9 protein-coding genes are annotated in these 11403 nt (G+C 54.3%); 3 read left to right on the forward strand and 6 right to left on the reverse strand.

Annotation, left to right across the window (positions count from 1 at the left end; translation table 11 throughout):
* Positions 1-74: 74 nt before the first annotated feature.
* Both AACR93_RS00960 and AACR93_RS00965 read right to left on the reverse strand, forming a co-directional pair.
* Positions 75-1934: a P-loop NTPase fold protein gene (locus tag AACR93_RS00960; protein ID WP_043849408.1), complete on the reverse strand. Its 1860-nt coding sequence runs from the start codon at positions 1932-1934 to the stop codon at positions 75-77.
* A 589-nt stretch (positions 1935-2523) separates the two neighbouring features.
* Positions 2524-2742 (reverse strand): DUF7661 family protein, encoded by a 219-nt coding sequence (locus AACR93_RS00965; RefSeq protein ID WP_043849409.1) that lies wholly within the window; start codon positions 2740-2742, stop codon positions 2524-2526.
* 645 nt (positions 2743-3387) lie between these two features.
* Between AACR93_RS00965 and AACR93_RS00970 the strand changes: the two genes are divergently transcribed.
* Positions 3388-4569, forward strand: a complete 1182-nt coding sequence (locus tag AACR93_RS00970; protein ID WP_043849410.1) for a M28 family metallopeptidase — start codon at positions 3388-3390, stop codon at positions 4567-4569.
* Between the two features lie 176 nt (positions 4570-4745).
* Here the strand turns inward: AACR93_RS00970 and AACR93_RS00975 are convergent, their stop codons facing one another.
* Positions 4746-5390 (reverse strand): hypothetical protein, encoded by a 645-nt coding sequence (locus AACR93_RS00975; protein WP_231556861.1) that lies wholly within the window; start codon positions 5388-5390, stop codon positions 4746-4748.
* Positions 5391-6120: 730 nt separating this feature from the next.
* Between AACR93_RS00975 and AACR93_RS00980 the strand changes: the two genes are divergently transcribed.
* Both AACR93_RS00980 and AACR93_RS00985 read left to right on the forward strand, forming a co-directional pair.
* Positions 6121-6507, forward strand: coding sequence for a hypothetical protein (locus AACR93_RS00980; RefSeq protein WP_043849411.1), 387 nt, complete (start codon positions 6121-6123; stop codon positions 6505-6507).
* Between the two features lie 207 nt (positions 6508-6714).
* On the forward strand, positions 6715-7629 hold the full coding sequence (locus tag AACR93_RS00985) for a Gfo/Idh/MocA family protein (RefSeq protein ID WP_043849412.1): 915 nt from the start codon (positions 6715-6717) through the stop codon (positions 7627-7629).
* A gap of 111 nt (positions 7630-7740) precedes the next feature.
* Here AACR93_RS00985 and AACR93_RS00990 read toward each other — a convergent pair whose 3' ends face one another.
* From AACR93_RS00990 to AACR93_RS01000, 3 genes are all read right to left on the reverse strand, one after another.
* Positions 7741-8091, reverse strand: a complete 351-nt coding sequence (locus AACR93_RS00990; RefSeq protein ID WP_019446869.1) for a TusE/DsrC/DsvC family sulfur relay protein — start codon at positions 8089-8091, stop codon at positions 7741-7743.
* Between the two features lie 24 nt (positions 8092-8115).
* Positions 8116-10281: a YccS family putative transporter gene (yccS, locus tag AACR93_RS00995; RefSeq protein ID WP_043849413.1), complete on the reverse strand. Its 2166-nt coding sequence runs from the start codon at positions 10279-10281 to the stop codon at positions 8116-8118.
* A 249-nt stretch (positions 10282-10530) separates the two neighbouring features.
* Positions 10531-11187 (reverse strand): Bax inhibitor-1/YccA family protein, encoded by a 657-nt coding sequence (locus AACR93_RS01000; protein ID WP_033113039.1) that lies wholly within the window; start codon positions 11185-11187, stop codon positions 10531-10533.
* Positions 11188-11403: the final 216 nt, after the last annotated feature.

Here is an 11403-nt window from a genome sequence, read left to right on the forward strand (position 1 = left end):
CGACAGAAATAAAAAGGCGACCGGATGGTCGCCTTTTTATAGTCCGTTAGAGTATTTTCTTATTCCAAAAATCATCAAGACTGATAGGCTTCTAAAATACTAATTATTATTTTTATGTTGTTATTTATAAGTGATTGTATTAGATGTTTTTTTAGTATATCTATGTCAGCTAAACCTTTAGCTAGTTCTTTTTCTAAAGACATCCAGAATGACAATTCGCTTCTAAAGTAAAAGCATATCGGTCTGTTATTTAGAGTCATTGACCCTGTGTATCTGGCAAACAGTTGCTGATTAAACATTCTTATTTCATTGTTGCATTTATTTAATATGGTATGAGTGAACTCGGTTGGATTTATATTTTCAAAAATAGGTTCGTATTTATATTCTTCGTATGCTGATTTAAACGTTTCATCATTAAATTCTTTAAAAAGATGAGATGCAGCCTCAATAATTCTATTTTTAGTTCGCTCAGCCTCTTCAGCAAGATATGATTTTTCATTTTCAGACCTAATCATTTCTCTACAGAAATCGAAGTCGTCATCTCCATCGTCATCACAAATGTATCCATATCCACTTCCATTCATCCTTTCCTTTTTACCGATATATGATTTTTTCCAGTGAGAGCTTGATTTAAATTCTTCAGTATATTTACATACAGTTTCCTTTACGTCTTTAATTGATAGCGTACTGAGATCATTCTTTATAAAGAATATTATGAGCGAAATTATATGCAAATAAATTGGGAGTTCGTACTCTTTTAGAGATTTGAAATCAGATTCCATCTCATGAAGTAGTTTATTAAATTCTTCTAACTCTAATTTGTTATAGTGCCATAGCTTAAGCCATAGAGGGTCATCTTTTACATTGTCATTATTAAAATAGGGCAAGCCTTTAGTGAGGGAGATTATTTTTTCTATATCACCTTTGTATAAAAAGTCACACCAAGCATCACCTGAGTAAAGTTGTGGATAGCCCTTAAAATAGTTTTCGTGCATCTCCTTAAATGTCATTGTAGATTCTTCACATAATTTTTCATCAGCCTTTGCATAATTAAAAGGAAATTTATTCCTTATGACTTCTTCATTGATATTTCCAGTCTCTATTTCCATGCTGAGTGAGAAATAGCATCTGATTAAGTTTTTATAAAACTCAGAATGACTTCTATACTCATCAATATGACTTATTAAATATTCAAAATTCTCAATGGATCTTTTTATTTTCCTAAGATTTTTTAAATTTGATTTTTCATATATATCTTTAATGATATCTATGCTTTCTGACAAATAACAAGCAGGATGTTTCTGTACAGCTGCGTTAATGAATTCATCAAAGTTATGCTTGACTTCAAAAGTTTTCCCTACAACCTTCTCTTTAAATAAGATATATCTTTCTTTGTCAGAAATGTTTGATTCATTAGCAATCAAAACAACTTTTTGTTTTGATATTTCAACTATGTAATTAATGTATCCAAGGATTTCAGTAATTGATATGTCCGTTCTCTCTAGGTCATCCAATATCAATACAAACCCATTGCCTTTATTATCTTTTAGTTTTTCAATGATCTCGTTAAATATATTTTCATTCTTTAGTTCAACTTGTCCATCTGGTTTCCCGTTGCTATCAAGATCAACTTTTAACCCTAGTTTTATTGCGCCTTTAAATATGTTCCCAGCCATTCTCATACCTTTTGAACCAAGAATTGGATGGAATGACTGAAAGATCATGTCATTAATTTCGGATGATTTTTTTAAGCCAAACAAACTTATTTTTACGATTTTTATTTCTTTGTTTTTTAATTCTACACTTTCAACAAATGAGTCAATAAAATATGTTTTGCCAACCCCCCAAGCACCTGTAATCAGAAATGCATACTCAGGCTCATGTAATTTAAAATAGTATTCTAAGTTCATTTCTATGTGATGATTAATGTTCATTTTTAATTACCATAATATGCAACGAGTTTAGGGTGGATTGGTACTTCACGAAGTGAAAAATTCTTAAAGAAATTATTTTTAAATGCGGTGTGTTTTTTAATTAGCTTCGATGTAATGACATGAAATTGGTTTGGAATCATTTACTCCAAAATCTAGCATTTACCATTTCGGAATGAGGAGCGAAGCTACTGCCCGTGGATTACAGCTTCCAATCGCGCTGGCAGCAACCCATCGCAGTTCAACAGGTTCTGGATGGCTATGATAAGCCAAATGAAACTGCTGAGGCGAGCCTTAAAGTGATATAACTATCAGAAACGTCTCGTTTTTTTGACCTCTATCAAACTCTTCTTGCTCTGCAGCCTTGTTGCCAACTGGACAGTGATCGGGCACTGGCTGCTGGCCATTCTGCCGCTATGGCCGGGTGCTGGCACCCCTCAAATTGTTTTACTGGTGCAACGAATCAGCGAGCAGCTGTTACGCAGGTGGAACAATCAAGGGGCGGTGCGGGCAGGGCAACAGGGGCGGGGATGGACAGGCAGCCCCGCCGATTTGAACCATGGTGTGGCCGATAAGGGGGCAAGCGGGCGAGTTACTCGATACGCACCACATCGGGGTGGTCGGCGCTGGCGGCCTCATGATAGATATCGTCAAGCCAGCGCGGGATCTCATCCTCGCTCAGAAAGTCGGGAATAATCACATCGCGGATGCGCGAGTATTTGCGCTCGGGCAGGCTGACGTTAAACAGCAGCCACTGCTCCCCCTCCCGTTTTACGCCAACCAGTCGGCCAAAGACGCTGAATATCATCATGCCGTGCTCCTTCTTGTGCAGTTGCCTTGCCGCGCGCTGTTATCCCTTTTTAATACGAAATCCGGGACACCTGCCTGTGTGAGCCAAGCATAATGCTACCGCTTCCATGGATTCTTGCTTCCGAGATGCCTGCTTCCAAAATGCTCCCTTGACCCGCGCTGGCCGCAACCCATCGCAGTTCAACAGGTTCTGAGTGGCCATGGTAAGTCAAACGACACTGTCGAGGTGAGCCTTAACCTGATGTAACCATCAGAAAAAACGCGTTTTTTGACCGCTATCAAACTCTTCTTGCTCTGCGACCTTGCCGCCAACCGGACAGTGACTGGGCGCTGGCTGCTGGCTATCTTGCGGCCATGGCTGGGTGCTGGAACACCTCAAATTGTTTTACTGGTGCAACGCATAAGCGAAGAGCTGTTGCGCAGGTGGAACAATCAAGAGGTGGTGCGGGCAGGGCAGCAGGGGCGGGGAGGGAAAAGCAGGTGGCCCGGTAGAGATAAAACCCCCGGCTGGCGCGCTTTACATCAGGTGGTGCAATTTGGTGCAGGGAGTGGTCGATTTAACGGCAGTGGGTGACTAGACTAGCTTGGTCTTCTTATGAGACCCATTAAATCTATTCACTGTTGACCATAACCGGAAGGATCCGACATGAAAGCGATGACTGCAGCTCTTTTGCTCCCCCTGATTCCCCTTGCCGTTCAGGCGGGGGCACCCGTGTGGATCACGATTGGGGCCGATAGCGGGGCTGAACTCAAGCAGGTCAATGCCAAGCTCTCCCCCCTGTTCAGTGCCAGCGGGGCGCCCGTCCAGCTGGCCCAGATTGAGGCAAGCGAGCTTGGCTCCCTCTCGCATCTGATGCACGAAGGCCATCAGCGCTGCGGTGGCTATGTGGTGCACACGACTCTGGCCGATGCGCTGCAGAGCATGGCCCAGCCCCTCAGCCAAAACCTGTTCAGTGCACCGCCGTTGACCCAGGGGGCCAGTGTCAACCGGCTGCTACCCCATCTGGATCAAGGCAATATCGCCAGCACCATCAGCAAGCTGTCCGGCTGGCGCAACCGCTACTACACCACCCCCACCGGCACGCAATCCGCCGACTGGGTGGCCAGCCAGTGGCAGAGCCTCGGCAGCACCCTGCCATGGGCCAGCGTCAGCCGGGTCAAACATAGCGGTTACCAGCAACAATCGGTGGTGCTGACCCTCAAGGGAAGCCGCTATCCGGACGAGGTGGTGGTGCTCGGTGGCCATCTCGATTCCACCGCAGGCTCGGCCCCCAACAGCAAGACGCTGGCCCCCGGCGCCGATGATGATGCCTCCGGCATCGCCACCCTGACCGAGGTGCTGCGGGTCATTGCCGAACAGGGCCGCCAGCCGGAGCGCACCCTGCAATTTATCGGCTATGCGGCGGAGGAGGTGGGCTTGCGAGGCTCCAAGGATATCGCCAGCCGCTACAAGGCGGCCAACACCAGGGTATTGGCCGCGCTCCAGCTGGACATGACCAACTACAAGGGCTCGGCGAACGACATCGTCTTTATGACCGACTACACCGACAAGGGGTTGACCGGCTACCTCACCCAGCTGATCGATGCCTACCTGCCGCAAGTCAGCTATGGCTATGACAGCTGTGGCTATGGTTGCTCGGATCACGCCTCCTGGCACAATCAGGGCTACCCCGCCGCCATGCCGTTCGAGTCACGCTTTAGCGAATACAACCCCAGGATCCACACGGCGCAGGATACGTTGCAAAACTCGGATCCCTCGGCTGGCCACGCTCTCAAGTTTGCCCAGCTGGCGACCAGCTTTGCCGTCGAAATGGGCAAGATAAACTGAGTCACAGGCCACTGCGCAAGCCAAAAGGAGGGAAGTCTCGACTTCCTTCCTTTTTTTCTATCTTCTGTGCGGCTTTGCCCCCGCCATACAAAAAGCCCCGAGAGCTGGCGCTTTCGGGGAAGAGGAAACACCCCGCAAGGTCGCTATCCCCAGTCGTTATTTCAGGTAAAGCTTGCTCAATACCACGCTAGCAGTGCATCGAAGATGCGGGTATGGCGCACCTGCAGGTTATCCCCCTTGAGCGCAATGGTGGCGCTATAGAGCTGGGCACCGGGCTCGTCATAAGAGTGCACCAGATAGTTTTTGTGGCGACAGGCCTCGTAAAGGGAGAGGCTTTTTCTCGCGCAGTGACCGAGAAACAGCACGGCGCCAAGGCCGATCATCAGGCTGCATATATCCAGCAGATTGATATCCAGCAGATTGACGGCGGGCAGGGCAAATTGAGCCTCGGCTTGCAGGGCGAGTTCATAGAGCGACACGGCAAACATGGTGCCGCAGAGCAGCAGTTTGATACGGGCGAGGCGGGTGAGCTTGCCCTGCATTATTTCCGGCGAGACAAAATAGAGGTTCTCCAAATGCCGTCTCTGCTCCGTGATAAGGACCCCGCGCACATTGACATCCACCTCGACCAGGGTCGATTCGCGATAGACCAGCCCCGCTTTTTCCCAGTCGTTGGCCAGCATGGCAACCAGCACCGGATAGAGCACCACGGCGAGGCCGCAATAGATCGGCAGCGCATTGTATCCGCTGGATATCAGCCCAGCTGACAAAATGGCGAATATATAGGGCGACAGGGCCCTGACAGCAATTGATGATTTCATCGCTATATATCCATAAATAACGCGTCTTATAGGGGCTGATAGCGCACAGGCCATCATGGCCGCCGCCAATAAACGGCAGCAGCCAAACAGGGCTTGGTCAGCGGTAATCCATTCCGGCAAATAGCCTGCAACAGCCCTTTGCACGGCAGCAGGGACAAGAGCGCCATGGTAAGCCAAACGAAGCCATCATGACTGTGAGCTGGACACCATAAGAGCCTGAAAAGCTCTCTTGGCGGGCATCTACCCGCAGCCCATGCCAGCCAACCGCCGCTAGTAGCCCAACCCTGATTTTTGCGCAGGTGAAACATGAATCCCTTAAAGCGTTACATAGGTGAAACGATTGGCCCTTGGCATGGGCGAACCCAAGGGGGAGGGGCGCAGCAAATCATCCCCCCGATCACTGGATAACAGCGGACAAAAGAGGCAAGGGGAGTCGGCCCCAAGGCCAGCAAGGATGGGGGCTTGCATCGATCGGCTGGTTGGCGGAAAAGGGTGGCAAAGCGCGTCCGGCGCGGGCTGGATAACCCCATGAAATATCTGGTTACACTCTTCCCGCCCTATTGATTGAATAGTGATTGAATATCGACGGGCGGGGTGTGAAGATGCGCGCCACTCGCCTCGGCGAGACCTATATAACAAGCGACGGCGGTGAGGCTGGCGGCAGATGCTCCGGCCCCCACCGCGGCGAAAACCCGGGCCGGGATGGCCTCATTTTGTGAGTTCAGGTTCCATGAAAAAACTGTTTCTGTTATTGCCCGCTCTGCTGCTGACGGCCTGTGCTGGCAGCATGACCTCTGTCGACAAGACCAGCCCGGAAGGGCGCAAAGTGGTTATTGGTCAGTTCCCGCCCAAGCCGGAGAACAACTGCACCCTCAAGCACAACGAAGAGATGCCAATGAACCTGCTGGAGCGCTACAGCACCGCCGGCATGCTCAACTCCTACATGAACAACAGTCAGGAGAGTCTCAAGGTCGCCGATGCCAAGCAGGCCAACTATGTCCATATCTATCTGCCGGCGCAGAAGATGCTGTTCGGGGTGATCGATCTCAACTACAACGACAAGCCGCGCATCACCTACTACGACTGCCAGTCCCTCAAGGGGCTGTCACGGGGCTGATGCCCGCAGGCCGCCGCGCGGCGTGTAGTGCATGCAACAGATGCAGAGACGGGGGCGACCAGCGGGTCGCCCCTGCTGTTTTTGGTGCCGCCGATGGAGACGGCGAGAGGGGAGTGTTACCCTGTCGGCCAGTTTGCATTGCCGGGTTGCCGCAAGAGTCGCCACCGCAGCCCTTCACACGCTTGCCAGATAAAACAAGGAGTTGTCATGCGCATTGCCATGATTGGTCTGGGGGATATCGCCCAAAAAGCCTATCTGCCGCTGCTTGCCTGCGATGAGCGGGTCACCCCGCTGCTCTGCACCCGGAGTCCAGCGGTGCTGGAAAAGCTGGCCCGCCAGTATCGGGTCGCCGAGTGCTTTACCGATGTGGCGGCTATGCTGGCCAGCCGCCCCGACGCCGTGATGATCCACGCCGCCACCGCCGTGCACCGCGAGCTGGCCGAGCAGTGCCTGCGCGCAGGGATCCCCACCTTTGTCGACAAGCCCCTGTGCGACAATCTGGCCGAGGCAGAAGCGCTGGCCAACCTCGCCATCGCGCAAGATTGCGCCCTCTTTACCGGCTTTAACCGCCGCTATCTGCCCGCCATGGCCGAGGCGCGCGCCCAGCCGCTCACCGAGCTCAACTGGCAAAAGCACCGCTTCGCCCTGCCGGGCAAGGCGCGGGATTTTATGTTCGACGATTTTATCCATGTGCTCGACAGCCTCTGCTTCTATGGCGGCGTGCCGGACGGCGACTTTCATGCGGTCTTGCGACCGGATATGAAGGACAACAGCTTGCTGGCCGGGGTGAGCGTCAGCTGGCAGAGCGGCGATCGCGCCATCAGCGGCAGCATGAACCGCAGCGCCGGGATCACCGAGGAGCGCATCGATGCCTACGGCGACAATCTCTCCCTGCACCTTGAGAACTGCACTCGCGGCAGCATCGCCCGCGACAAGCAGGCGCAGATGCTTAGCCCCAGCGACTGGCAGCCGGTGCTGGCCCAGCGCGGCTTTGCCGCCATGCTGGAGCACTGGTATCAGCAGATTGCAATCGGCAAGGCGGATAGCGAGCTGATCGCCTCCTACCTGCACGGTCACCGGCTGGCGGAGCAGCTGGTGGCGCTGGCTGACCAGCGGGGATAAGGCTGGCTGGAAGTCTCAGAGATATGAATACGAGGTGCGCGAAGATAGCGCATCAAACACAACGGGGGCCGCAGTTGCGGCCCCCGTTGTTATGGGATGAGATGCATGGGATCAGATGCACTTCACCGGTTTGGGCAGGCCGCCAATCTTGGTCGCCTGCTTGGCGGGCCCTTCCGGGAACAGCTTGTAGAGGTAGCGGCTGTTGCCCTTCTCGGGGCCGTACTGCTTCTCCATCGCCTTGACCAGCGCGCGGATGGCGGGGGAGGTGTTGAACTCCAGATAGAAGGCGCGCACAAAGCGCACCACTTCCCAGTGCGGCTCCTCAAGCGTGATCCCCTCCTGCGCGGCCAGCACCAGCGCCAGCTCCTCGCTCCAGTCGTTGCTGTTGAGCAGGTAGCCCTTGGCATCGGTCTCGATGAGTTGGCCGTTGAATTCCAGCTGATGTTTTTCGGACGCAGACATGAGGGCTCCTCGCTAATGGGGCTATCAGGATTGGGCGGGCATGGTAGCGCCTTGATCCCCGGTGAGCAACCGACTCTCGTTGGCCAGATGCAGCAGCTGATCCGCCAGCTCGCTGATCAGGTTGAGCTGCTGGGTCAGCATCAGCTGCTCCTCGCTGCTGTCTGCACTGCTGTCCGTGCAAAGAATGGGGCACTGACCTCCGATGGAGCTGGAGGGGTTGCCCGCCAGATGACCGGCGGCCTGCTCCAGGGTGTGGCAGATGTGGTGGCGCACCTCATCCAGCCCGCTGATGGCCTCCAGCTTGTCGCGATGGGCCCCCAGCGCCGAGATGTAGGAGAGCAGGGCGTGGTTGCGCCAGGTGAGGGTAAAACAGAGATCGAGGAAGCGGCGGCGCTTTTGCGGCTCTACCAGCATGCTCTGCCAGGCGGTGGCCAGTTCGCTGTCCGCCAGATGGGCGCTCTTGCGCGCCACCCGATAGTCGATGGACTCGTCCCGCTGCTGCTTGAGGCTCGCCAGCACCGCCGAGAGGTAGCGGGCATTGGCTGACAGCGAATTGGCGATAAGCGTCGGCAGTCGCTTGTATTGCCAGTCCGGCCAGAGCCAGGCCACCAGCCCGTAGGAGATGAGGCAGCCGAGCAGGGTATCGAGCAGCCGCGGCCCCAGAATGGCAAAGCCGATCCCATCGAGCAGGTTGAAGGCCATCAGCACGTAGAGGGTGATAAAGCAGACCGCGGCGCTGTAGTTGTTGCGCACCTGGGTGAAGAAGAGGAAGGCGGCCAGCCCCATCACCACCAGCTGAACGTGCAGCTCGGGGAAGAGCCAGAGCACCGGAATGCCCACCAGAATACCCGCGAAGGTGCCGAGCATCCGCTGCACCAGTCGGCGGCGGGTGGCGCTGTAGCTGGGCTGGCAGACAAACAGCACGGTCAGCAAAATCCAGTAGCCCTTTTCCAGATCAAAGGCTTGCAGTATGCCGTAGCCGATCACCAGCCCGAGTGACAAACGCAGCGCGTGGCGAAACACCATGGAGTGCAAGGTGAGGTGCTGCTTGAGCTGGGTCAGCAGCGGTAGGCGGGGTGGCTTGGCCAGCGCGGGCAGCTCCTGCTCCGGCTGCTCGGGGTTTTGCAGCACTTCGGCGCTGCCCAGCAGCTGGTTGATGCTGGCCAGATTGCGGCGCAGGAACTTCATCGGCGTCAGCAGGGTTTTCGGGTAGTGCTGCTTGAGATTGGTGAACTCCAGCTGATCGCCGAGGGCCTCCAGCGTCCAGTGGATGCGCTTGTTATGGGCGTAGGGCTTGTGCACCAGAATGGCGTAACCGAGCCGCTGGCACGCCTCGGAGAGCTGCAGGAACACCTCCTGAAATCCTTCCAGCACGATGCCCTGCTTGAGCTCCTCTTCCAGCCGGCTGTAGGGGTAGTGGCTGGAGGTGGCGCGTTCGTGAATTTCCAGCGCCAGCAGATAGAGGCGCAGCAGGCTGGCAAGCTCGGGGCTGGCCGGATGGCGGCGGCTCAGGCGGGCGTTGAGGGCCGATTTGGTGAGGGTCAGCGCGCTCACCAGATTGATGTTGAGCTGGGCCAGATTGTGGCGAATGGCCTGGGCGCCGTGCTCGTCCGCCGGGAAGAAGCGGGATTTTTCCAGCAGGTAGCGGCCAAGGGCGAAGTAGCTCTGGGCCAGCTGCTCGTGCAGGGTTTTGTAGGGCAGCAACCAGAGCCAGATAAACGAGACCAGCCCGTACCAGAGGGCGCCGGCACCGAGGGCCAGCGGTTGGTAGAAGAGATCCGGCGCCTTGGCGGCCCCCAGCATGGTGTAGATGGCGATCAGCAGTGAGCCGAAGCTGATGGTGGCGTAGCGGGCACCGAGCGCCCCCACCATCACGAAGATAAAGGTGGAGCTGGCCAGCCCGATGGCAAACAGCCAGGGGGTGGGGTAGAGATACTGCACGCACAGGGACGCAAACATGAAGCAAATCAGCGTCATGGCGAGGTTTTTGAGCCGTCCCCACAGGCTGTCGTCGGTTTCGGCGATGGCGCCCGCTACGACCCCGAGGGAGAGCAGCACGGTGAGCTGGATATTGCCGGTGGCCAGGGTGAAGGCGAGCAGACCGAGAATGGCCAGCAGCACTTTGAGAGCGAAGTAGATGTGACTATCGGTCAGCAGTCGGCGTAACAAACCGGAGAATTCCATGGGCATGCTAGGCACCACCCTTGAGCGAAGCAAAATCGATGTGACTATCAATCAGCAGTCGGCGCAGCAGGCCAGAGAGATCCATCGGCATGAGACAGGTGAAACCCTTGATCGAAACGAGAGCGAGATAGTAACCCGCCAAGCGCGAAGTGGCCCTGATCCAAATCAGGGCCACTTCGCTTCATATCCTTGATTTACAACTTATCCTGACAAAAATCGACGCCAATAAAAACCCCGCCGAAGCGGGGTTTTTGATTAGTTGCGGTTGCCGCCAAGCAGGCTCAGCAAGCTCAGGAAGATGTTGTAGATGGAGACATACAGGGTAACGGTGGCGGAGATGTAGTTGGTCTCGCCGCCGCGCACGATCTGCTGGGTAGTCAGCAGGATGGCCCCGGAGGAGAAGAGCATGAACATGGCGGACAGAGCCAGGCTCAGGGCGCTCATCTGCAGGAAGATGTTGGCAATCATGGCCACCAGCAGTACCCAGAAACCGACGAACAGCATACCACCGATGAAAGAGAGGTCACGCTTGGTAGTCAGGGCATAAGCCGACAGACCGAAGAAGGTGAGCGCGGTGCCGCCAAGGGCGGTCATCACGATCTCGCCACCACCATTGTTCATGTACATGTTGATGATGGGGCCCAGGCTATAGCCCAGCAGACCGGTCAGGGCGAAGGTGAATACCAGGCCCATGCTGTTGTTGCGGTTTTTCTCGGTCAGGAACATCAGACCGTATACGCCGATGAGGAAGATGGCCCAGTGCAGCGGCGGCATGTTCATTACGGTCGCGATGCCCGCCACCACGGCAGAGAAGCCGAGGGTGAGGGAGAGCAGCATATAGGTGTTACGCAGCACCTTGTTGGTATCGCGTGCGGCACTCTGGGTGCCGGTGTAGATAGAACGGGTATCCATCTTGGGTGTCCTCTTGGTGTCCTGTTGAGGCGGCGAGCGGCCGTCTCGTCATCACTTAAAGCCTAAGCATTCTATGAAGAACAAATAGGGATGACGAGGAACAATTTCAAGCCACCTGCCATTTTGCTCCCGCACACTATCCCACAGGAAATATGTATTGCATATGAACAAGCGCTTGACGTAGTATGCTCGCCGTTCGGAGGGGTGGCAGAGCGG

The sequence above is a fragment of the Aeromonas sp. L_1B5_3 genome (genome assembly GCF_963866575.1).
GTDB classification, from domain to species: Bacteria; Pseudomonadota; Gammaproteobacteria; order Enterobacterales; family Aeromonadaceae; genus Aeromonas; species Aeromonas jandaei.

Bases quoted from the DNA above. Each gene is read 5' to 3' on its own strand.
- AACR93_RS00980 (WP_043849411.1), top strand. From the start codon at position 6,121: ATGAAAAAACTGTTTCTGTTATTGCCCGCTCTGCTGCTGACGGCCTGT.
- AACR93_RS00975 (WP_231556861.1), bottom strand. From the start codon at position 5,390: ATGAAATCATCAATTGCTGTCAGGGCCCTGTCGCCCTATATATTCGCC.
- AACR93_RS00970 (WP_043849410.1), top strand. From the start codon at position 3,388: ATGAAAGCGATGACTGCAGCTCTTTTGCTCCCCCTGATTCCCCTTGCC.
- AACR93_RS00990 (WP_019446869.1), bottom strand. From the start codon at position 8,091: ATGTCTGCGTCCGAAAAACATCAGCTGGAATTCAACGGCCAACTCATC.
- yccS (WP_043849413.1), bottom strand. From the start codon at position 10,281: ATGCCCATGGAATTCTCCGGTTTGTTACGCCGACTGCTGACCGATAGT.
- AACR93_RS00985 (WP_043849412.1), top strand. From the start codon at position 6,715: ATGCGCATTGCCATGATTGGTCTGGGGGATATCGCCCAAAAAGCCTAT.
- AACR93_RS00965 (WP_043849409.1), bottom strand. From the start codon at position 2,742: ATGATGATATTCAGCGTCTTTGGCCGACTGGTTGGCGTAAAACGGGAG.
- AACR93_RS01000 (WP_033113039.1), bottom strand. From the start codon at position 11,187: ATGGATACCCGTTCTATCTACACCGGCACCCAGAGTGCCGCACGCGAT.
- AACR93_RS00960 (WP_043849408.1), bottom strand. From the start codon at position 1,934: ATGAACATTAATCATCACATAGAAATGAACTTAGAATACTATTTTAAA.